The 22,500-nt window shown below is 42.0% G+C and carries 19 protein-coding genes; 18 read left to right on the top strand and 1 reads right to left on the bottom strand.

The window, feature by feature from the left end; genetic code table 11:
* Positions 1-201: 201 nt before the first annotated feature.
* The 12 genes from MAMMFC1_RS18840 to MAMMFC1_RS18785 all read left to right on the top strand — a co-directional run bounded on the left by MAMMFC1_RS18840 (position 202) and on the right by MAMMFC1_RS18785 (position 13,841).
* Positions 202-1,230, top strand: a complete 1,029-nt coding sequence (locus MAMMFC1_RS18840; RefSeq protein WP_126309983.1) for an extracellular solute-binding protein — start codon at positions 202-204, stop codon at positions 1,228-1,230.
* Between the two features lie 26 nt (positions 1,231-1,256).
* The gene (gene rimO, locus MAMMFC1_RS18835; protein ID WP_126309982.1) at positions 1,257-2,591 is read left to right on the top strand and encodes a 30S ribosomal protein S12 methylthiotransferase RimO; all 1,335 of its coding nucleotides are present in this window, start codon (positions 1,257-1,259) and stop codon (positions 2,589-2,591) included.
* Between the two features lie 199 nt (positions 2,592-2,790).
* Positions 2,791-4,032 carry a competence/damage-inducible protein A gene (locus tag MAMMFC1_RS18830; RefSeq protein WP_126309981.1) on the top strand — a complete coding sequence of 414 codons (1,242 nt, stop codon included), beginning with the start codon at positions 2,791-2,793 and terminating at the stop codon, positions 4,030-4,032.
* Between the two features lie 18 nt (positions 4,033-4,050).
* Complete coding sequence (locus MAMMFC1_RS18825; protein WP_126309980.1) at positions 4,051-5,631, top strand: DEAD/DEAH box helicase; 1,581 nt, start codon at positions 4,051-4,053, stop codon at positions 5,629-5,631.
* Between the two features lie 467 nt (positions 5,632-6,098).
* Positions 6,099-7,145, top strand: a complete 1,047-nt coding sequence (gene recA, locus MAMMFC1_RS18820) for a recombinase RecA (protein ID WP_126309979.1) — start codon at positions 6,099-6,101, stop codon at positions 7,143-7,145.
* A gap of 2 nt (positions 7,146-7,147) precedes the next feature.
* Positions 7,148-7,627: a regulatory protein RecX gene (locus MAMMFC1_RS18815; RefSeq protein ID WP_126309978.1), complete on the top strand. Its 480-nt coding sequence runs from the start codon at positions 7,148-7,150 to the stop codon at positions 7,625-7,627.
* Positions 7,628-7,865: 238 nt separating this feature from the next.
* Positions 7,866-9,410, top strand: coding sequence for a ribonuclease Y (gene rny, locus MAMMFC1_RS18810; RefSeq protein WP_126309977.1), 1,545 nt, complete (start codon positions 7,866-7,868; stop codon positions 9,408-9,410).
* Positions 9,411-9,569: 159 nt separating this feature from the next.
* Entirely contained in the window at positions 9,570-10,091 is a 522-nt protein-coding gene (locus tag MAMMFC1_RS18805; RefSeq protein WP_126309976.1) for a hypothetical protein, read from the top strand.
* Positions 10,092-10,238: 147 nt separating this feature from the next.
* Positions 10,239-10,499: a stage V sporulation protein S gene (locus MAMMFC1_RS18800; RefSeq protein ID WP_075755210.1), complete on the top strand. Its 261-nt coding sequence runs from the start codon at positions 10,239-10,241 to the stop codon at positions 10,497-10,499.
* A 137-nt stretch (positions 10,500-10,636) separates the two neighbouring features.
* Positions 10,637-12,151 carry a leucyl aminopeptidase gene (locus MAMMFC1_RS18795; protein WP_126309975.1) on the top strand — a complete coding sequence of 505 codons (1,515 nt, stop codon included), beginning with the start codon at positions 10,637-10,639 and terminating at the stop codon, positions 12,149-12,151.
* Between the two features lies 1 nt (position 12,152).
* The gene (locus tag MAMMFC1_RS18790; RefSeq protein WP_126309974.1) at positions 12,153-12,986 is read left to right on the top strand and encodes a PHP domain-containing protein; all 834 of its coding nucleotides are present in this window, start codon (positions 12,153-12,155) and stop codon (positions 12,984-12,986) included.
* A gap of 24 nt (positions 12,987-13,010) precedes the next feature.
* The gene (locus tag MAMMFC1_RS18785; RefSeq protein WP_126309973.1) at positions 13,011-13,841 is read left to right on the top strand and encodes an Asp23/Gls24 family envelope stress response protein; all 831 of its coding nucleotides are present in this window, start codon (positions 13,011-13,013) and stop codon (positions 13,839-13,841) included.
* Positions 13,842-13,865: 24 nt separating this feature from the next.
* On the opposite strand, the gene MAMMFC1_RS21630 is transcribed toward MAMMFC1_RS18785, so the two are convergent.
* Positions 13,866-14,036, bottom strand: a complete 171-nt coding sequence (locus MAMMFC1_RS21630; RefSeq protein WP_158618818.1) for a hypothetical protein — start codon at positions 14,034-14,036, stop codon at positions 13,866-13,868.
* Between the two features lie 276 nt (positions 14,037-14,312).
* Between MAMMFC1_RS21630 and miaB the strand changes: the two genes are divergently transcribed.
* From miaB to hfq, 6 genes are all read left to right on the top strand, one after another.
* A complete protein-coding gene (gene miaB, locus MAMMFC1_RS18780) occupies positions 14,313-15,683 on the top strand; it encodes a tRNA (N6-isopentenyl adenosine(37)-C2)-methylthiotransferase MiaB (RefSeq protein WP_269471898.1) in 1,371 nt (456 codons plus the stop codon).
* Positions 15,684-15,686: 3 nt separating this feature from the next.
* The gene (gene mutS / locus MAMMFC1_RS18775) at positions 15,687-18,293 is read left to right on the top strand and encodes a DNA mismatch repair protein MutS (protein ID WP_126309972.1); all 2,607 of its coding nucleotides are present in this window, start codon (positions 15,687-15,689) and stop codon (positions 18,291-18,293) included.
* Positions 18,293-20,101 carry a DNA mismatch repair endonuclease MutL gene (mutL, locus tag MAMMFC1_RS18770; RefSeq protein ID WP_126310769.1) on the top strand — a complete coding sequence of 603 codons (1,809 nt, stop codon included), beginning with the start codon at positions 18,293-18,295 and terminating at the stop codon, positions 20,099-20,101. The genes mutS and mutL overlap by 1 nt, the downstream gene beginning before the upstream one ends.
* A gap of 174 nt (positions 20,102-20,275) precedes the next feature.
* Complete coding sequence (locus MAMMFC1_RS18765; RefSeq protein ID WP_126309971.1) at positions 20,276-21,112, top strand: class I SAM-dependent methyltransferase; 837 nt, start codon at positions 20,276-20,278, stop codon at positions 21,110-21,112.
* Entirely contained in the window at positions 21,100-22,035 is a 936-nt protein-coding gene (miaA, locus tag MAMMFC1_RS18760; RefSeq protein WP_126309970.1) for a tRNA (adenosine(37)-N6)-dimethylallyltransferase MiaA, read from the top strand. The genes MAMMFC1_RS18765 and miaA overlap by 13 nt, the downstream gene beginning before the upstream one ends.
* A gap of 38 nt (positions 22,036-22,073) precedes the next feature.
* Positions 22,074-22,334 carry an RNA chaperone Hfq gene (gene hfq, locus MAMMFC1_RS18755; RefSeq protein ID WP_126309969.1) on the top strand — a complete coding sequence of 87 codons (261 nt, stop codon included), beginning with the start codon at positions 22,074-22,076 and terminating at the stop codon, positions 22,332-22,334.
* Positions 22,335-22,500: the final 166 nt, after the last annotated feature.

Raw genomic sequence — 22,500 nt, 5'->3', positions numbered from 1 at the left:
GAAATAGCATGGATGAGGAGCGTATAGCGTATTGAGCCGTTTTTACAGTCAGATTTACTATATGAGGGTGAGGGATAGCATTTTAAAGTAATTATCATAATTACTATAATTACTTTTAGTAGGATTTTGGACTTGCGTAACGAAAAAGTAATTTTAAGACAGTGTATAAAAATTATACTTTTGCGGTGGAGGTCATGATTAATGCGCCGTTATCTACCGTTGTTAATGTCTTTTTTCTTAACAATATTAGCTTTCTCCGTAACTACTTTTCTGGCCGGCTATGCTGGTAGACAGCCGGAGCAGGAGATAAAAAACGTTAACTTATATACAACTTTACCTGTCGAACAGATTGCAGTCTTAGCGGAAGAGTATGGGAGAACCATGAATGTCAAGGTAAATGTGACGCCATTGACAGAACGGGAATTACTTCAAAGGCTTCAAGGTGATGGGCAGTTTCAGGCCGATGTAATTATTACTAACCGTTTTATAGTAAAGCAGGCGCGAAAATACAATTTATTGGAGTCCTATGCTTCGGAACAGTTGGATATTATACCTTCACGCTTCCGCGATAGTGAAAGCTATTGGACAGGTATCTGGTATGATCCGGTTATTTTTGCCGTTAATCAAGATTACATAAAGAATAACGGGCGAGTTCCGCTCAAATGGTCTGAGCTCTATCAAAATGACAAACTGCGTCTGGCCATTACCGATTTTCTGGCAGCTGAAGCATCTGCCAATTTATTGTACTCATTGGTTTCCGTTCAGGGAGAAGAACAGACACTAGCTTACTTAAAAAAAATTCATCCCCAAATTGTTCAATACTCTAAATTTTTGGTTACACCGGCGCGGATGGTCTCTTTAGGTGAAGTTCACCTGGGTATTACGGTACAAAGTGAAGCGAAACGTTATGTTAATGACGGATTTCCTGTAAAAATATTTTATCCTGAAGAGGGGACGTCCTATATTCTGACTGCCGCTGCTCTGGTTAAAGGATCTCCCCACAATATAGAGGCCAAAGCCTTTATCGAATGGCTGACTCAGGATCGTGCCCAGGAAGTATTGATTAAGAACAAATTTTACTTTATTCCTACAAACCCGGAAACTGTAACGTATCAGGAATATTCAGAGAAGAATATCAAGCTGATTGATTATAATGATGCATTATCAAACGAACAGCAGCAGAAATTATTAGATAAATGGGTTCAAACTGTTCGTTTGGGGCTTAAATAGCAGTAGTAGCCGAATTAGGGGGGAACATGTTAAAAATCGGTTTCGTAAGTTTGGGTTGCGCCAAAAACCTTGTTGATACCGAAGTCATGCTTGGAATTTTGCTTGAAAATAGCTTTGCAATTACCGCTGACCCATGGGAAGCAGATATTATAATTATTAATACCTGCAGTTTTATCGATTCCGCCAAGGAAGAGTCGATTTCTACCGTATTGCAAATGGCTGAGTATAAGCAAAATGGCAAGTGCCGGGGAATCATAGTTGCCGGATGTTTGGGGCAGCGTTATCAGCAGGAGCTATTAGATGAGTTACCGGAAGTATCAGCCATTGTAGGGACAGGTGCTTGGCCCCGGATAATGGAGGCAATTCAGGCTACGCTTGCCGGGCAGCGGGTCGTACTAACAAGCAAATTGGATGTAATATATGATGAGAACATGCCAAGAATAAATACTATGCCACCGTATAGTGCTTATGTTAAAATTGCCGAAGGGTGCAGTAACTGTTGTTCTTATTGTGTGATTCCAGCCATTAGGGGGAATTTTCGCAGCCGCCATATGGAGTCTATTGTAAAAGAAGTAAAAGATCTTGTACGCAGGGGAGTAAAGGAAATTAATCTGATAGCACAGGATACAACCAGTTATGGAAGAGATCTTTATGGTCAACCTTGCTTAACAAAATTACTCCAAGAACTCGTTCAGATTGAAGATATAACATGGATTCGGTTATTGTATTGTTATCCTAAATACTTTACGGACAAATTAATCGAAATGATTGCAGCTGAGCCTAAAATTTGTAAATACGTTGATTTGCCATTACAACACTGTCATGATGATATACTATTGGCGATGAATCGGCGCGATAGAAAAAGCGATATCGAAACATTACTTATGAAATTAAGAATGAATATTCCCGGAGTTGTATTACGTACTTCGTTTATTGTAGGTTTTCCTGGGGAAACAGAGGAACATTTTGCCGCATTAAAACAGTTTGTTATGAAACATAAGTTCGAAAGAATGGGCATATTTACCTATTCGCAAGAAGAAGGAACTCCGGCCGCTTCCATGATCCAGCAGGTTTCTGATGAAGTGAAAGAAGAACGGTATCATCAGTTAATGGCGTTACAATGTCAAATATCTGAAGAACTAAACCAACAGATGGAAGGTAGGAAACTGGATATTCTTATCGAAGGTCGTAGTAGCGAACAACCAGAAGTAGGATTCGGACGATCTTATCGCGAAGCTCCTGATGTAGATGGCAAAGTTTATGTTGAAGGAGCAACTGAAGCCCAACCGGGGGATATAATTACGGTGGAGATTGTTCAAGGGTTTACCTATGACTTGCTAGGGGAAAAGTTGCCGTCCTGAATAGATATACGGATTGAAGAAAAAATAGTAGAGACTTTCAGTCCTACTATTTTTTCTTCAATCCATGGTGTTAGCTACGTGTTAGTTAGATGTTAGCTAATTGTAAATTTTTTTTGAATAATTGAGCTTTATTATATCGTAGAGGATTTGGTAACTTTTATGACGAATGCATAAATGCATAGTTGGGGGGTAAAAGAGTATGATTGTTGAAATTATTAGTACCGGAACTGAATTGTTGCTCGGGCAAATAAATACGGATGCTCCATATTTAGCCAAAAGATTAAATGAACTGGGATATAGTGTATTGTTTCAGTCCACTGTGGGAGATAACCGGGAGCGCATGTCCCAAGTTATTCAGACTGCCCTGTCACGGTCTGATATAGTCATTACCAGTGGGGGATTAGGACCAACTCAGGGGGATATTACCAAAGAAGTAACGGCATCTGTGTTAAATTTGTCTATGTACCTACATGAAGCAAGTGTCGAGCGCATTAAGCGTTTTTTTGCTCAGCGTCACTTAGGTATGGCGCATAGCAACTTGCGCCAAGCTATGATGCCGGAAGGGGCAATTGTTGTTGATAATACTTGTGGTACGGCGCCGGGGGTAATTTTGGAACTGGCAAACGGTAAAGTTATTATTCATTTACCCGGGCCGCCAAGAGAACTTACAGTAATGTTTGATCAATCGGTCATTCCTTATCTTAATCGGCGTTTTGGCGTTCAAGGGTCGATTGTCTCCAAAGTTCTTCGTACCTATGGTTTGGGAGAACCGTTGCTGGAAGAGCGTATACACCAGTTTATTTTAGCCCAGGGTAATCCCACTATTGCTTTACTTGCTAAGGGTGGTGAAATTCACGTCCGATTAACGGCCAAAGGGGAAAGCCATGCTGAGGCGCAAAAATTGATCACCGATTTAGAAAATAAAATATATCCTTATATCAGTGATTATATTTTTGGTTTTGATGGTGAAACACTGGAATACATTACCGGGCGTTTGTTAGCGGCAAAGAACTTTACCATTGCGCTGGCGGAATCATGTACCGGCGGGCTGGTATCCAGTCGATTAACTGATATTCCGGGCAGTTCCAATTATTTTACAGGTTCAGTTGTTTGTTATAGTAATCATATTAAAATTGAAGAAGTAGGAGTTTCCGCCGCAATATTGGAAAAATTCGGGGCAGTCAGCCAAGAAACGGCTTTATCTATGGCTGAGGGAATTCAACGTAAGTTTTCAGCTGATATTGGAATAGGAATTACCGGTATTGCCGGTCCTGGCGGAGCTACGCCCAATAAACCGGTAGGCCTTGTCTACATAGCTGTTTCCGGCCCCAAAGGTACGGCCCTTCATGAACATTTTTTCAACGGTAGCCGCTTAGATATTAAGAATCGTACAGCTTTAACCGCATTGAATGAATTGCGAAAATACTTGCTTTCACTTTAGGAGGATTGAGGATTATATATGTTTAAAGATTCAGCTACATTTGGCGATATTCCGCTTAGCAAAAAAACTATATCGGCCATTACGCAAATGGGATTTGAAGAACCTTCCCCCATTCAGAGTAAAACCATTCCTTTGGTTATAGCCGGAAACGATGTGCTTGGCCAGGCGCAAACAGGAACCGGAAAAACGGCAGCGTTTGGCATTCCTATTATGGAGAAGATTTCTGAACTCCGGCAAGTACAGGCCCTTGTACTGACTCCTACCCGTGAGCTCGCCATACAAGTATCGGAGGAATTAGCCAAAATAGGTAAATTTAAAAAAATTAAAACATTACCAATATATGGTGGGCAAGCGATTGACCGGCAGATTAGAACTTTGAAATCGGGAGTGCAAGTAGTCATTGGGACACCCGGACGATTGCTTGATCACATTCGCCGCGGCACCATAAAACTTGATCATGTTAACATTTTAGTACTTGATGAAGCTGATGAGATGCTGGATATGGGATTTATTGAAGATATTGAGAGTATTTTGGAACATGTTCCTAAAGAACGGCAAACGTTACTATTTTCTGCTACTATGCCGACGGAAATCATGGCGCTGGCAGACAGATATATGCACGACCGGGTAACCGTAACGATTAGTAAAGAACAACTGACCGTTCCTTTGATTGATCAGATTTATTATGAAACTCGCGACAAGCTGGAAGGATTGTGCCGGGTGCTTGATACCGAAGCATTTGGTCGCCTGATTATTTTTTGCCGCACGAAAAAAGGTGTGGATGACTTGGTTGCTTCACTATCCGCCCGCGGATATATTTCTGACGGGTTGCACGGCGATTTGAGCCAAGCGCAAAGAGACCGTGTGATGAAAAGGTTCCGGGATGGAAAACTGGATATATTGATTGCCACTGATGTGGCGGCCAGAGGGCTGGACATTGACCAAGTTACCCATGTTATCAATTTTGATATTCCGCAAGATCCCGAGTCTTATGTCCATCGTATCGGCCGTACCGGTAGAGCCGGGAAAAAAGGTGTGGCAATAACCTTTATTCAGCCGCGTGAATACCGGCAACTCAAACTGATCGAGAAACAAATTAAAACCCGAATTATCCGTAAGCAATTACCTTCACCTGCCGATATCCTGGAACGTCAGATAGAAGTAATTAAGGAACAATTGGCTAGGACTATTGCCCAAGGCGGCTTTGAGGCCTATAGCAATCTAATTGCGGATATGGCGGAAGACTATGATCCAATTGATATTGCGTCCGCAGCGTTGAAGCTGTTCCAAGAAGGCTTTAAAGAAAAATCGCAATCGCCGGAAGAGCGAGTTTCTTTTGGCAATACCGGAGCTGAACCCGGGATGGTGCGCTTATTTATTAATGCCGGCCGGATACAAAAAATTCAGCCCCAGGATATTGTGCGCACAATTGCCGAAGAAGCTGATATTGAAGGTAGCGTTATCGGGGCAATCAATATCTATGACAAATTTACCTTCGTAGAGGTTCCGGAAGATGTTGCCGAGCGTGTTTTGTCCGTTATGAACAAGAATACCATAAAAGGTTACCGGATTAATATTGAGCCGGCTAAAGGCAGATAACTTCCTGCCCTATTATTCGCATTAAAGAATTGACATTCGGGTCCGGGTATTAGGATAAGCTGAAGTTAAGCGACAGCGTCGAAGCGTTCCTAATACCGGATATAATTTCAATTCTTTAATGCGTTTCCTATATTGACAAAGCGAACAAACGTTTGTACAATTGAGGTAGACTTGTATCTGCTTAGCTTACAAATGCCACGAACTATCCTGAAAATCTAAAACGTCATAAGACAAAGGAACCGGAACCACAGAGACGCTGAGGACACAGAGGGACACAGAGAAAAGATAACGAAGAGCGTTAAAAAACATAAATAATCAATCCCTCTGCGGTAAAACGTTCTCCATTTTCATCCCTGTGGCGCCAATATAGTTGTATAGTTTTAACTTATTGCGAACCGCCGATTTATATGTCACAGGGTAGACATAGTCAGACTTAAGGCTAGTAGTTTAAGGGAGGGAAAAGATTGATGGACAAGCTCAAAGCGCTGGAAAACGCGATGCGTCAGATAGAAAAGGATTTTGGCAAAGGCGCCATTATGAAACTTGGGGAAGCTGCAGCGAAAATGAATGTTGAGATTATTCCCACCGGCGCGTTGTCATTGGATGCCGCACTGGGGGTAGGTGGAATACCGAGGGGAAGGGCAGTTGAAATCTTTGGGCCGGAATCTTCCGGTAAAACCACTGTCGCCTTACATATAGTCGCTGAAGCGCAAAAAATGGGAGGATTTGCCGCTTTTATTGACGCTGAACATGCGCTGGACCCGGTTTATGCCAGAAAACTGGGAGTTGACATCGATAATCTGCTTATTTCCCAACCCGATAATGGTGAGCAAGCTTTAGAAATTGCCGAAGCATTGGTACGCAGCGCCGCCATAGATGTAATTGTTATTGATTCAGTCGCCGCATTGGTACCGAAGGCTGAGATTGAAGGGGAAATGGGAGATTCTCACGTAGGTCTTCATGCCCGTTTAATGTCACAGGCCTTGCGTAAACTAACGGGTATTATCAGTAAATCCAGGACTACGGTAATTTTTATTAACCAGATTCGCGAAAAGGTAGGAGTTATGTTTGGCAACCCTGAAACAACTACCGGCGGCAGAGCGTTAAAGTTTTATGCTTCGGTTCGCTTGGACGTGCGCAAGGCAGACAGCATAAAACAAGGCAATGAAGTAGTTGGCAGCAGGACTAGGGTAAAGATTGTTAAAAATAAAGTTGCTCCTCCCTTCAAACAGGCTGAGTTTGACATCATGTACGGCGAAGGAATTTCTCGCGAGGGAAGTCTGGTTGATATCGGTACTGAGCTTGATATTTTAAGCAAAAGCGGTACGTGGTATTCATTCGGGGAGCAAAGATTGGGTCAGGGACGAGAAAACGTAAAAGAATTCCTGAAAGAAAATTCTGCTATAGCTGACGAGATAGAGAGAAAAATTCGGGAGACTCTAACTGTGGGCGAAGTAAAAATAAGTGCCAGAGCAAGTGATGCAGACATAATAGATGACGCATTCGAGGGGTAAAAATGACCAATAATAAAGACTCAGATGCGTTGAATACAGCCGTTCGGTGGTTAGCAGGTAAATCATATAGTGTGCAAGAGTTGTGCCATAGACTGAAAAAGGGCGGCTATACCCAGGAAGATATTGATAAGATAGTAAACCATTTGTCTAAGCGCGGCTATCTTAATGATGCCGCGCTTTGTGATTTGTTGCTAAATAAATATTATGTTAATGGAAATTATAGCTTGCGTGGTGCCGTTGCCAGAGTCAAACAGCGAGGTATACCGGATATTTATATTACCGCGGCAGTGAAACGTTTCGATATGGATATCGCCGATATTGATATCGAATATATCGAATACAAACATGCATTGCGTCTTGTTGAGAAAAAGTTGAAACATGCAAGCGACTTGTCCAAAGTATGCCGTTATCTAGCAGCAAAAGGATTTACTCGTGCAACTATAGTCAGAGTACTGACGGAACTTCAAAAAATTCAAAAGTAAGAGAAAAATTGGCAGAATGATTATAGCAGGCTAACAATGGCAGTGACTGGAGAGGTTACCTTGACACTCCTTTGAAAAACATTTACAATAAAATTAACCAATCGTGTAACCCGATACCGCAGTAAAAACAACTTTTAGAAGAGCCTGAGCGCTGTAAGGAAAAGCAATCAGTTAAGTTGCTTTTAAAAGCCGAGTTATACTCGGCTTTACCCGTAATATCAGTTATTAAGAAAAGGAGGTGGAATGTATACTCGAGTTTATAATTACAGCAATTATCGTCGGATTAACTGGGGCTGGCATTGGGTACTGGATAAGAAAAAATATTGCTGAAGCTAAAATTGCATCAGCAGAGGACGCTGCAAGAAAAATTCTTGACGATGCGGAAAAACACGGCGAAGCCAAGAAAAAGGAAGCACTGGTAGAAGCCAAAGAAGAAATACACAAGCTCAGGAGTGAACTGGAGCGCGAAACGAAAGAGCGTCGCACTGAACTGCAGCGTTTGGAACGCCGGTTAGTACAAAAAGAAGAAAATCTTGACCGCAAAATCGATTCCCTTGAAAAAAAGGAAGAGATTCTTAGTCGAAAAGAGACCGAGCTAGATAAAAGTCAAGAAAAAATTGATGAATTGTATGCCAAGCAACTAACGGAATTAGAGCGTTTATCAGGATTAACTTCTGATGATGCGCGAAATTTGTTACTAGCTAATGTTGAGGAAGAAGTAAAACATGAAACCGCAATGTTGATCAAAGACCTTGAACAGCAAGCTAAGGAAGAGGCAGATAAAAAAGCAAGAGAAATTATTTCTTTGGCTATACAACGTTGCGCTGCAGACCATGTGGCTGAAACTACCGTATCGGTAGTAGCTTTACCGAACGATGAAATGAAAGGTCGGATTATTGGGCGGGAAGGTCGCAATATCCGTACTTTGGAGACTCTTACCGGTATCGATCTTATCATTGATGACACGCCTGAAGCAGTTATCCTGTCGGGGTTTGACCCGGTACGACGGGAAGTTGCCAGAATTGCGCTGGAGAAACTTATTACTGACGGACGTATTCATCCTGCCCGTATTGAAGAAATGGTGGAAAAAGCTCAAAAAGAAGTTGAACAGAAAATTAAAGAAGCTGGTGAGCAGGCTACTTTTGAAACCGGAGTTCATGGGTTACATCCTGAACTGATAAAACTTCTTGGAAGACTCAGGTTCCGCACGAGCTACGGCCAAAATGTACTGAAGCACTCTATAGAAGTTGCCCATCTCGCGGGAGTTATGGCTGCCGAGCTCGGAGTAGATGTTATGATGGCTAAACGGGCTGGATTACTCCACGATATTGGTAAAGCGGTTGACCATGAAGTTGAGGGACCGCATGTTACTATTGGAGCTGATTTAGCTAAGAAATATCGGGAAGCCCCGGAAATTATTAATGCTATTGGTGCTCATCACGGCGACGAAGAACCAAAAACAATCCAAGCCGTATTAGTGGCCGCGGCAGATGCCGTATCGGCTGCTAGACCGGGAGCTCGTCGGGAAACTCTAGAAAGTTATTTAAAGCGATTGACACGATTGGAAGAAATTGCCGAGTCATTCGAAGGTGTTGAAAAATCATTTGCAATCCAGGCAGGACGGGAAATTCGCATCATGGTAAAACCGGAAAAAATCGATGACTTGTCTGCCGTTCGTTTGGTTCGCGATATAGTAAAGAAAATCGAAAGTGAACTTGAATATCCTGGCCAGATTAAAGTAACAGTTATTCGTGAAACCCGCGCCGTAGATTACGCAAAATAATACGTGAGCCGGCTTAAAAACGACTTTGCTTATCGTTAGTTGCAAGGTCGTTTTTATTTCTAAAACCAGTTTGAGTCTTCCAATATTTAAAAGCAGGAATTATATAGCTTCTAGAGAATACTTAATCAGATCGAATTGAAAATTTGGACGGTGAATTTCATGCCTGAGTTTTCTCACGAAGACCAGCAGGTTTCTGACGGTGTAAATCTCTTAATTTCAATGCTGGTTCGATATCCTGAAATTGGTACTATTAATTTTGAACCTGATTCCAATTCACTTAAGCTAACGTTTATGATCTCCGGCATATTATCTGATAAAGATTATAAAGCGACGAAAAAGATGCTTACAGACAGCGCTTTGGCCTATCATATGCTTGTAGGATTGAGAAATAGCCATATTGATGTTGAAATTAGCTCTTACAGGCAGGTGACAATCCTGACGATTTTACGGGATGTACATACTCTCTCCCGCGGAGAAATCGCTTTGGCTATAAAATTATTGCGGGAGCAGTTTATAGACCGGTTGGTAGCAGACCGGAATGACGCCATGCTGGAAGAAGATCTTCTGATGCAGGATGAACTGATAGAGGATATGCTGGAAAATATGCGGCAAGAGAATAATGGCCATAATAGCTTAATTGGTATCCGCGAAGACGGAAGAGTGTTTGTATTTAACAAATAGCGCATTTTCACGATTTTACGATATAATGAAATTTGTTGAAATTGTTAGATTTTTTTGGATATAAAAAAGGAATTTTTTGGGGAGCAACGAATATCTAATTTGTAGATCTAATTTTATGAGGCTTTTAATCGAAGGAGGGCACAAAACGTGGATGTTTTAAAAGTATCAGCAAAATCCAATCCTAACTCTGTAGCCGGAGCTTTGGCTGGTGTGCTTAGAGAGCGAGGAGGCGCCGAGATACAGGCGATCGGTGCCGGAGCGCTCAACCAGGCGGTAAAGGCAGTTGCAATTGCAAGAGGGTTCGTTGCGCCTCACGGTGTAGATTTGATTTGTATCCCTGCCTTTACTGATATATTGATAGATGGAGAAGAAAGAACTGCGATCAAGCTGATTGTAGAGCCCAGATAAGAACTTTACAAAATATTTTGACGTTAATTTAAGAAAAAAACCTGTTCTTGATTGAACAGGTTTTATTGTTTTTGTAAACTAATTTAATTTATGGCATAATAAGTATTAATAAATGTATTAAGAAGGAGCATGAGATAATGAATATTGCCATTGATATAGGGCCAGGAACGGATGTGGTATGTGACACATTGATCTTAAACATATTCGAAGGCGAGTTGGCTGCTAATGAAACAACTAAAATTTTAGATACTTTAGATACTCTAGATACAGTGTTAAATGACCAATTTAGTGAGGTCATACAGGAAATGCCTTGCTGTGGCAAGTATGGAGAAACAACCGTTATTCATACACTTGGCAAATTAAAAACGAAAAAAATTATATTGCTTGGTTTAGGGAAAAAGGAAGATTTAACCATAGATAGGATACGGTCACTAACAGCATTAGTAATGAGAACAGCGCAAAAAATATGTTCACGGTCAGTTGCTTCCACTATTTATGGTATTGGGGTTGCAGGAATAACGGCACACCAGGCTATTCATGCCATGGTTGAGGGAGCAATTTTAGGTACTTATGACTTCGACTATTACAAATCTGAGCGCAATAATCAAACGGCCATTGAAACATTTACCATTATTGGTGCGGAAGGACAACCTAATGAATTAACTGCAATCATCAATACCGCCCGTATAATTGCCGAAAGTGTCAATTATGCTAGAGATATGATCAATCACCCGGCTCACTACATGACTCCTTCCAAGATGGCATCATTAGCATGTGAATTGGCAAAAAGGCTGGATATCGAATATTTATGTTTGAGCAGGGAGGAGATGCAGTGTCATGGAATGGGTGCCCTTTTGGCAGTGGCCCAAGGGAGCGTGGAGCAACCCAAGATAATCATACTGAAGTATATTGGAAACCCTACTAGTCAAGATTTGACGGCTTTTGTGGGCAAGGGAGTTACCTTTGATAGCGGCGGCATATCACTTAAACCCAGTCAAAATATGGATGAGATGAAACGTGATATGGCTGGCGGGGCTGCTGTTTTGGGGGCTATGATGGCAATAGGCCGGCTTAAACCCAAATCAAATATTGTCGGTATTATTCCTTGCGTAGAAAACATGCCTTCAGGAGGTGCTTTTAGACCAGGTGATATCATCACGGCTATGAGCGGTAAAACCATCGAAATTATAACCACTGATGCGGAAGGAAGACTAATACTTGCTGATGCTATAACTTATGCCAAAAAGCTTGGTGCTACCCGTATTGTTGATTTGGCTACCCTAACAGGTGCTTGTGTTATTGCTCTGGGTACAGTTACTTCGGCTGTCATCGCCAATGATCAGGAATGGTGCCAAATGGTGCTGAAAGCGGCAACAAAAACCGGCGAGAAAATGTGGGAATTGCCCAGTTTTCCTGAGTATACCGAACAAATTAAGAGCAGCATTGCTGATCTGAAAAACAGTGGCGGACGTCCGGCCGGTGCCATAACTGCGGGCTTGTTCCTAGAGCAATTTGCCGATAAGACTCCTTTGGTCCATATTGATATTGCGGGTACTGCCGAGACTGATAAAGATAAAGGTTACAACCGAAAAGGCGGAACTGGTGTCGGAATTCGCTCCTTGGTTCAGTTGGCCTTTGATTTGGAGCAGTAAAATGAATACCGCTGATCTCCATATTCATACTACTTTCTCAGATGGAAGACTTAACCCTTTGGAAATTGTAGATCAAGCCAAAGCAGCAGGTTTGCGTTATATTGCAATTACCGACCACGACACTGTCGATGGATATATCATGTTACGCAGTGCCGGTTACCTTGCCAATTGCGATGATAATATTACAATAATTCCCGGCATTGAATTCAGCACAGACATGTTTTATAGTGAAGTCCATATACTGGGATACTTTATTGATGTTGATAACAATGAATTGCGGGCCCAATTATCTGCCATTGCTGAAGACCGGGTATTACGGATGCAAAGAATGATTAGTAAACTGGTAAAACTGGGATTTCATATAGAATATGAGCGGGTAATGGAGATTGCCGGACAAGCTACCTCGCTTGGGCGGCCGCATATTGCCCAAGCGCTTGTAGAAAAAAAATATTTCTCCGACATTTCAGCAGTATTTGAAGCTCTTCTACGCAAAAACGGCCCTGCCTATGTTCCGCATTATAAGCTTCTCCCCAAGACAGTTATTGACTTAATACATCATGCCGGCGGAATTGCGATACTTGCTCATCCGGGATTAATTGGGGACGACCAAATCATATTTGATATTATTAATGCGGGTATTGACGGGTTAGAGGTATATCACCCGAAACACGATAATAAGATGCTCCAAAAATATCTGGTATTGGCCGAAAGATATCAATTAAAAATAACTGGAGGTTCCGATTTTCACGCTATAACGGGCCGATTTCCAGAGCGCCTTGGGGTATTTACCATACCAGGAAATTTAGTAAATAGTTTGAAGACAGAATCTATTTAATACTCTAGCGGGAGGCTGTCTTTTATGGACGTCATCGCCTTGGTAGGACCTAGTGGTACCGGTAAAAGCCACCGTGCCCTTATTGTAGCCCATGAACATAATATAGATACAATCATTGACGACGGTTTGTTAATAAAAGGCAGCAAAATTATTGCCGGTTATTCCGCTAAAAAGGAACCCAGCAAGATACAGGCTGTAAAACGTGCCATATTTATGCATCAGGATCATGCTGAAGAAGTGCGAAAAGCAATTGCAGAAGTAAAGCCTGAGCGAATTTTAATTCTCGGCACTTCAAACAATATGGTACAAAAAATAGTAGACGTACTCAATTTACCTAAAATTAGTAAGGTTATTAGAATCGAAGATATTGCCACCAGAACCGAAATTGCAAAGGCCAGAGAAAGCAGGGTAAAAGAAGGAAAACATATAATTCCTGTGCCGACAATAGAACTAAAACCGCATTTTTCCGGTTATTTAATCGATCCTTTGGAAATTTTTTTTAAAAAACCTCAAAACAAACGGCGAAAACTGGGTGAAAAATCTATTGTGCGACCCACATTCAGCTATTATGGCAAGTTACTCATCTCAGATGCGGCAATCGCGGCTATTGTTGATCATGTGGCTACCGGCGACCTGTTAATTACTAAAACCAACCAAATAACAATCAAAAATTCTCATGAACGAGAAAAAGGGATTTCCATATCTTTGGATGTAACCATCAAGTATGGGCAATCTATCTGGAATGTAGTTCACGATGCCCAGCATCGAATTAAAGATATGGTCGAATATATGACCGGAATGATAGTCAGAGAAGTTAACATTGCTGTCAAGAGGTTAAGTATCGATAATACCTAGAGGTGGAGTTTTATATACTGGAACTTACTCCTCGCTCTTGACGGGAGCATTTCCAGTGGCAGTACAATCATAGTCAAGTATAAATTGATTTAACTCTTCAATAGCTATTTCTAAGGTCACTCGTTTTTCCTGATCACTAAGATAGTCCCATTTTTCATTAAGGTTGAGAAGCGTTGTTAGTGCTTGTACATACATGCTAAACTCCTCCTACATTGATATCTTGCTGTATTTTACAAGTACGTGATATCTTGCTCATTTCATAAAAAAGTATGCTTGCTGGAATGACTTCCCTAATTAGACAGCTTATTGGGCGGTTTACAATAAAGAAGTTTGACGGATACCTGTCTGGTGGAAGCCGGGCGGGTATTATTTGTATAACATCCATATTTAGGCTATAATATCATCCATAGAACATTAGAATTATCGGAGTGATAATCAGTGATAGTCAGGGAAGTCAATACGCATATATCGATTGAACCAGACCGGGATTCAAATAAGTTTGGCGACCAATACTATATAGTTCTGACATACGGCTGTCAGATGAACGAGAATGATTCCGAACGATTTGCAGGTCAACTAAAAAGGCTGGGGTATCACTCGACAACAGAATTGGAGAAAGCCGATCTTATAGTGATTAACACGTGCTGCGTCAGGGAAAGCGCCGAAAAAAAGATACATGGAAAAATTGGTGAATTAAAACGTTATAAGGCTTTAAATCCTAATATAATTATTGTTATAGCCGGGTGTATGGCTCAGAAAGAGCGGGAAAAACTTCTAAAAAAATTTTCTCATTTGGACATAGTTATTGGCACCCACAATATTCACCAATTAGCAGAATTGGTACAGACGGTGGAGGCAAAGCGAGAAAAGGTTCTGGCGGTATGGGACCAGGCGGAGCGTTTAGCTCCTGATGTACCTACAGTGCGTAAAGGCCAGATATCAGCCTGGGTTCCTATAATGTATGGCTGTAATAATTTTTGTACATACTGCATCGTTCCTTACGTGCGTGGACGGGAAAGAAGCCGACCGCTGGCAGACATAATTTCAGAAATTGAACAATTGGGGAAAGAAGGATTTAAGGAGATAACCCTTCTTGGCCAAAACGTCAATTCTTATGGTAAAGATAGTGAAGAAGGGGCCGATTTTGCCGATTTGCTTAAAGAAAGCGACAGTATACAATCCATTGCAAGAATCCGCTATATGACTTCCCATCCGCGAGATATGAATGATAAAGTAATAAAGGTCATTCAAGACAGCAGAAAAATCTGCGAACATTTTCATTTGCCGATCCAAGCGGGAAGCGACAAAATACTGGACCGAATGAATCGGGGATACACGACAGAATATTATTGCCAGTTAGTTAAAAAAATACGCGATTTGATCCCGGGTTCGAGTATAACGACGGACATTATTGTCGGCTTCCCAGGGGAGACGGATGAAATGTTTCAAGAAACGCTAGAATTTGTAAAATTAATTGGTTTTGATGCTGCCTATACCTTTTTATACTCTCAGCGTTCCGGTACTCCCGCCGCTCAATATGAAGATCAAATTCCACTGGCGGTAAAAAAGGCTCGCCTGAAACAGCTTATGGATATGCAAAATCAAGTAAGTCTGACAATCAATAAGCAATTGATACATAGAACTGTTGAAGTTCTTGTCGAAGGTTTTAGTAAAACCGATGAGTCAAAATTGATGGGACGAACGAGAACCAACAAAATCGTTATTTGGGAAAAAGGCGGTCCGGAAAAGATTGGCCAGTTGGTGAATATAAATGTTACAAGTGCGCAGACCTGGCTATTAAAAGGACGCCTGACTTTTAACGACAGGGAAGAGGAGAATTGATTCATGACGGCAAGTTATACTCCCATGATGGAGCAATATCGGGATATTAAAAGTAAACATCCCAATGAAATATTGTTTTTCCGGCTGGGTGACTTTTATGAGATGTTTTTTGAAGATGCTGAATTGGCTGCGAGAGAGCTGGAAATTACTTTGACTTCCCGGGAGGGAGGGCATAACATCCGGGTTCCGATGTGCGGTGTTCCTTATCACGCGGTTGAGAGTTACATTACCAAGCTGATTAATAAAGGTTATAAAGTTGCCATCTGCGAACAAGTTGAGGATCCCAAACAAACAAAAGGAATTGTACGCAGGGAAGTTATCAAAATCATTACACCCGGTACTATTCTATCCGAACTTTTACTCTCAGAAACAGGGAACAATTATCTTGTCCTTCTATATGAAGAAGATGATACTATCAGTTTATCCGCTGCCGACATATCGACAGGGGAGTGCCTATGGACTTTATTTGCCGGGAACTCCCGTTTGACGGCAGTTTGTGATCAATTATTCCGCCTGATGCCGTCTGAATTAGTGACTGTTGGCAAGATACATAGTTTAGATACTATTAGTTCTTTTGTTTCCCAGCGGATTCCCAGTTGTGCCCAAACCACATTGGTTGTAGATGATGTCACCCAGGCGGAGCAACTTCCTCAACGGCATTTCTCACCGGAAGAGTTACCCGGAAACCCTTGTGTGTTATCTTCGCTGGGGTATTTGCTTTATTATCTCCACTATACAGTTAAGAATGACCTATCCCATATTAATCGGCTCATTAATTTGGACACTAAGGAATACCTGGTTTTGGATGCCGCTACTTTACGCAATCTTGAGATTACTAGAAACATGCGGGATGGAGGACGAAAAGACACTTTATTATCAGTGCTGGATTTCACTAAAACAGCCATGGGCGGACGTCTTCTGAAAAAATGGATGGAATTTCCCCTGATTAATCCCTTACAAATTATCCGACGCCAGGATGCAATCGAGGAGTTTGTGCAAAAGCCTACCCTGCGGGAACAGATGATTGAAGAATTGGGGAAAATATACGACTTCGAACGGATCATGACCAGAATCGAAGTGGGGACGGCCAGCGCCAGGGATTTAGTGTCGTTGAAAGCTTCCCTTGCGGTACTGCCGGCAATTAAAGAGCGTCTCAACAGTTGTGGAGCGAAATTTTGGCTAGACATAAATCTTTCCCTTAACACTCATGCCAATGTTGTTAATATGATTGCTGCAGCCATTGTGGATAACCCGCCTCTGTCAGTTCGGGAGGGCAATATTATCAGACAGGGCTATGATCTGGAGTTAGATGAACTGCGTAGCTTGGCCCGGGATAGCAAACAATTAATTCAGGAAATGGAAGCAAAGGAGCGGGAAATTACCGGCATCAAGTCTTTAAAGGTTGGCTACAATAAAATATTTGGTTATTACATTGAGGTAACTCACGCCAATTCCGCGGCAGTACCCCCCAACTATGTACGTAAGCAGACACTGGTAAATGCAGAGCGGTATATTACGCCGGAATTAAAGGATTTTGAAACTAAAATTTTAGGTGCGCAAGAGAAAATTGTCAATATTGAGTATCAGCTCTTTCTCACCATTCGCGATTATATAAAAGAACGTCTACAGGACATTCAACTGACAGCAAGACAAATTGCCCAACTTGATGTAATCACAGGCTTGGCTGAAGCGGCTGCCCGCTATAATTATGTTCGACCGCAATTAAATCATAACTCGGAAATTATTGTTAAAGATGGCCGTCATCCGGTAGTGGAGCGTCTTCTAAAACGTGAAATGTTTGTACCCAATGACACAACCTTGAATCATAATGACAGCGAAATTATGATCATTACAGGGCCTAATATGGCAGGTAAATCGACTTACATGCGTCAGGTGGCGTTATTAACCCTTATGGCACAAACCGGCAGCTTTATACCTGTCCGTGAAGCTTCAATCTGCACCGTGGATAGAATCTTTACCCGTGTGGGCGCAAGTGATGATTTGGCTACAGGTCAAAGCACATTCATGGTAGAGATGAATGAAGTAGCGCAAATTGTAAAATATGCATCAGCCAGAAGTTTAATCATTCTTGATGAAATCGGCAGGGGAACCAGCACCTTTGATGGAATGAGTATTGCTAGGGCGGTAGTTGAATATATCCGGGACAAAGTCGGAGCGAAAACGTTGTTTGCAACTCATTACCACGAACTTACGGACTTGGCTGACACCAGCAGGGTAATAAAGAATTATTCCATTGCGGTAAAAGAGCGTGGCAGTGATATTGTTTTTTTACGACGCATCGTCCCTGGCGGAGCTGACAAAAGCTACGGTATTCACGTAGCCCAACTTGCCGGTCTGCCAAAACGTATTATTGAACGGGCCCAACAGGTATTGCAGGAATTAGAGGCCAGTAAGAGTATAGTGTCGGTTTCGCAGCAAAGCAGGGAGCAAATAGCTGCTACAAGCACTATCACGCCTGTATCGCTGTTTTCTTCCAGCGTTGCCGACGAAATATTGACAATTGATATACTGTCAACAACTCCGTTAGAGGCTTTAAACATTCTTTATCGTCTGCAGAATAAGGCAAGAAAGGAAACCGGTAGTATATGATCGCAAGAATAAAGGTACTTGATGAAAATACTGCGAATAAGATAGCCGCCGGTGAAGTGGTTGAGCGTCCGGCGGCGGTTGTCAAAGAACTGGTTGAAAACTCTATTGATGCCGGCAGTAAGAGCATTGAGGTTGAAATTGCCGAGGGTGGCACCAGTTATATCAGGGTTACTGATGATGGAATAGGTATGAGTCGTCAAGATGCCGAGTTATCCATCCTGCGGCACGCTACCAGTAAAATTAAAAATGCTGCTGATCTTACGGCTATTTCTACGTTAGGTTTTCGCGGTGAAGCCCTTCCCAGTATTGGAGCGGTTTCCAAGTTTACTCTGACTACCCGGCAGATGGGAGACGATCTGGCTGCACAAGTGGCATTGAACGGCGGCATAGTCGAACCTATTCAGGAAGTCGGCGCCGGGATTGGTACTTCGGTAGTCGTCGAAGACCTTTTCTTTAACACACCTGCCAGACGAAAGTTTTTGAAATCAGTTACTGCTGAAAGTGGCCATATCAGCGATATTATTGGCAAGCTGGCTTTATCGAACCCCAATATTGCTTTTAAATTTATAAATAATAAGAAAATAGTACTGCTGACTACCGGAAATGGAAAGCTACAAGATGTAATCGCCTGTATGTACGGACATAAGGTAGCGCCGGATCTTATTCCTGTTCAGTATTTTCAAGATGAGATCACCATAGCGGGATTTGTGGGGAAACCGGCTTTATTAAAAAGCGGTAGACAATGGCAAACGTTCATTGTAAATAAACGGGTAGTAAACAATCGAATGCTTGTAAAAGCATTAGACAATGGCTATTTTTCGCTGGTTCCCAAAAATGGTAATCCGTTAGTTGTTTTAGACGTAATGATTCCTCTGAACAGTATTGATGTAAATGTCCATCCTCAGAAGAAGGAAGTTAAATTCAGTGATGAACAGCAAATATACCGAATCGTCTATAAAGCGATTTTAGAAGCCCTTGCCAATAAATTGCCGGATAAGGATGCAAAAGAAGGAAGTATAGCAGCAGCCACTGTTGCACCGACTCATAATAACTTTTTTCATGATCAGGGAATCTCTTCTCCCAATACAGCAGGAAAAACATATTTTCATACTCTGCCAAAACCGCAGCTATTGTGGCAGGATAATCCTGACAAACTCTCGTTCGCAGAAGCCAGGGACATAATCAGGCAGGAGAAAGACTATGGGCACCAGGACCCCATGCCCGAAACCGGTGCAGCATCGCTCCAACTTGTGCCTCTGGGGCAAATTGACTCTTGTTACATTATCGCGCAAGGTGATGACGGCCTTTATATTATTGATCAGCACGCCGCCCATGAGAGAATAATGTATGAACGATTAGGCAGAGCGGCAGGACGAATACCCTCGCAACAACTATTGGTTCCTGTCTTTCTTGAATTTTCTTCATCTGATTGTGATATCATCGCTGAACATAAACCTCTCTTTTATGACTTGGGGTTTACGTTAGAACAAACGGGGCCTGATACAATGCGGTTAGAAGAAACCCCTGCCGACATTCCGGTAGATGAAGCTGAGCCTATAATTCGACAAGTATTAAGTTTAATGCAAAACATGCACCAGCCAACTCCGGAAACACTGCGCCATTCCTATCTGCAAATTGCCGCCTGCCGGGCTGCGATTAAAGCCGGAGATCTTTTGAATATGCGTCAGATGCAAGCCCTGCTTACTGAACTGGGAAGTATACAATTTCCCTATACGTGCCCGCATGGACGACCTACCACGATAAGAGTGAGCTTCGCGGAGCTGGCTAAAATGTTTAAACGTACCTGAGGAGGCTGGTTCAAAACGCCCATCTGCGTTGTTGCTCCTGCGGGCGCTCACTGCACGTACTTAACTGTACTGTTCCGCTCGCGTCCTCGTCACGCCTAGCATCTGAACATTTTGAACCAGCCTCCTTAAATTAAGGTTGCGTGTTTTTTGAAACACGCTTTAATAGGTGGTTATATGGATATTGTAGTTACTACCATACAAGAGCCGTCTTGGGAAATAATCGATTGCGGGCGGGAGATTGCGAAAAAATTGGCTGTTCCTTTTACTCCACGGGGACGGACTTCTCTCAACAATCTCAAAGATCAATTTCATGCAGACATGGTATTGGTGGCTACCAGTAACGGACCGGTAGTGCACACACCAGGGGGAGAGTATTTTTTTCATTTAAGCATGGCTGAATTGCGAATAAAAAATATCATAATTGGAAAACATGACCATATGATAGACGCAATGGAATTGGCCTTTGGCAATTCGGTGCTTGACTGTACTTTAGGTTTAGCCACCGACGCCATAGTTGCAAATTTTGTGGCAGGAAGCAAAGGTCGTGTTGTTGGATTGGAAAGTTCCCCTGTTATTGCTCTAGTCACCGGTAGCGGGCTCAGTCGCTTTATACTTGCAAATGATGAACTTAAGATTACTGAATCTTTGCGGCGAATTGAAGTTAAAAATATAGACTACATGGACTATTTTCATTCTCTTCCGGATAATAGTTTTGACATAGTTTATTTTGACCCAATGTTTCGTCAGCCTGTTTATAGAAGTTCCTGCATGAAACCGTTAAGGTATTTGACAGACAAGCAGCCGGTTACCGTCGATGCGGTTGAGGAAGCTATGCGAATAGCAAAAAAACGGGTAGTCATTAAAGATGGGCGGGATAGTGAGCAATTTGCCAAATTAGGTATTAACCGTTTTTTCGGAGGCAAATACAGCCGCATCAAATACGGGATCATTCATTGCGATCAGTCATCTCTAGGGCAAAAGGTTAGGGAGGCTGAGAGATGGAACGCCTAATAGCCATCATCGGGCCTACAGCCGTTGGAAAAACCAAGATTAGTATAGATTTGGCGAAATTATTAAAAACTGAAATCATCTCTGGCGACTCGATGTTAGTCTATCGTGGGCTGAATGTTGGAACTGCCAAACCCGACCTTAGGGAACGCGCAGGTATTTCCCATCATCTGATTGACATTCTAGAGCCTTATGAGGAATTTAGTGTTGTAGAGTTTCAACAACGGGCAAGAAAGCTTATTTCTGATATTAATGATCGACAGCTAATCCCGATTTTGGCAGGTGGAACCGGGCTATACGTTAAAGCTCTTATTGAAGATTATCAGTTTAGTCATGCGAATGGCAATGAAGAATTGCGTGGCAAGCTGGCATCTATCGCGAAAGAACGGGGAAATCCGTACCTCCATAATATACTTAAAGAAGTATTGCCGGAAGTGGCTAATCGTCTTCATCCCAACGATGTCCGACGAGTTATCAGGGCTTTAGAAGTATATTACCTAGGGGGCGAAAAAATATCTCAAAATAAACTTCCGGAAACAGGACTTCTTTACGATGCTCTAGTTTTAGGTTTCAATATTGACCGGTCGATTCTTTATGAAAGAATACACACACGCGTCGACTGTATGATTTCTCAAGGCTTGGTGGAGGAAGTAGCCAATTTATTAAATAGGGGTGTACCCAGTGAGTCTCAGGCTATGCAAGGCATTGGCTACAAAGAGATAGTCGAGTATCTTGCGGGACAAGTGGATTTGGCCGTTGCTATTGAGAACATTAAAAAAGCTACCAGAAACTTTGCTAAAAGACAGTTGACCTGGTACCGGAAGATGCCCTACATAGAGTGGATTGATCTTGGCAAATTTGATGAGTACGATAAAATATTGGAAATAGTTTACAATTATATTGCGGAAAAGTATGGTATAGGGTAGAATAACAACAGGTAAATATTATATCGGAGGGGTTTCTTTTGACCAATAAAGTAATTAATCTTCAGGATAGTTTCCTCAATCAAGTACGCAAAGAAAATGTTCCCGTCATTATATATTTGGTTAACGGTTTTCAATTGCGTGGCGCAGTAAAGGGATTCGATAATTTTACTGTTATAATCGAAAACGATAGTAAGCAGCAATTGGTATATAAACATGCAATTTCAACCATTACTCCCTTTCGTCCGCTATCTGCCAGTATCCATGAGAAAAAAGAAGATCTCGTAAAGGTGGATAAGTGAACCCGTTTTAGCTCAGCTAACTTCGAGGTTGCGGTGGGGGGAGTCTGCCTCCAGCGAAGTTTGGGGGTCTTCGAATTTGGTTAAACTATTAATTCAAACAGTATGAAAGTACCCCAGGTAATTTTACCTGGGGTACTTTTGTCGGTTTCGAATCGAGAAGCAGGCC

The organism is Methylomusa anaerophila (assembly GCF_003966895.1).
GTDB classification, from domain to species: Bacteria; Bacillota; Negativicutes; order Sporomusales; family Sporomusaceae; genus Methylomusa; species Methylomusa anaerophila.
The sequence above is the reverse complement of the archived record's forward strand: the minus strand, read 5'-3'. Positions and strand labels throughout refer to the sequence as shown.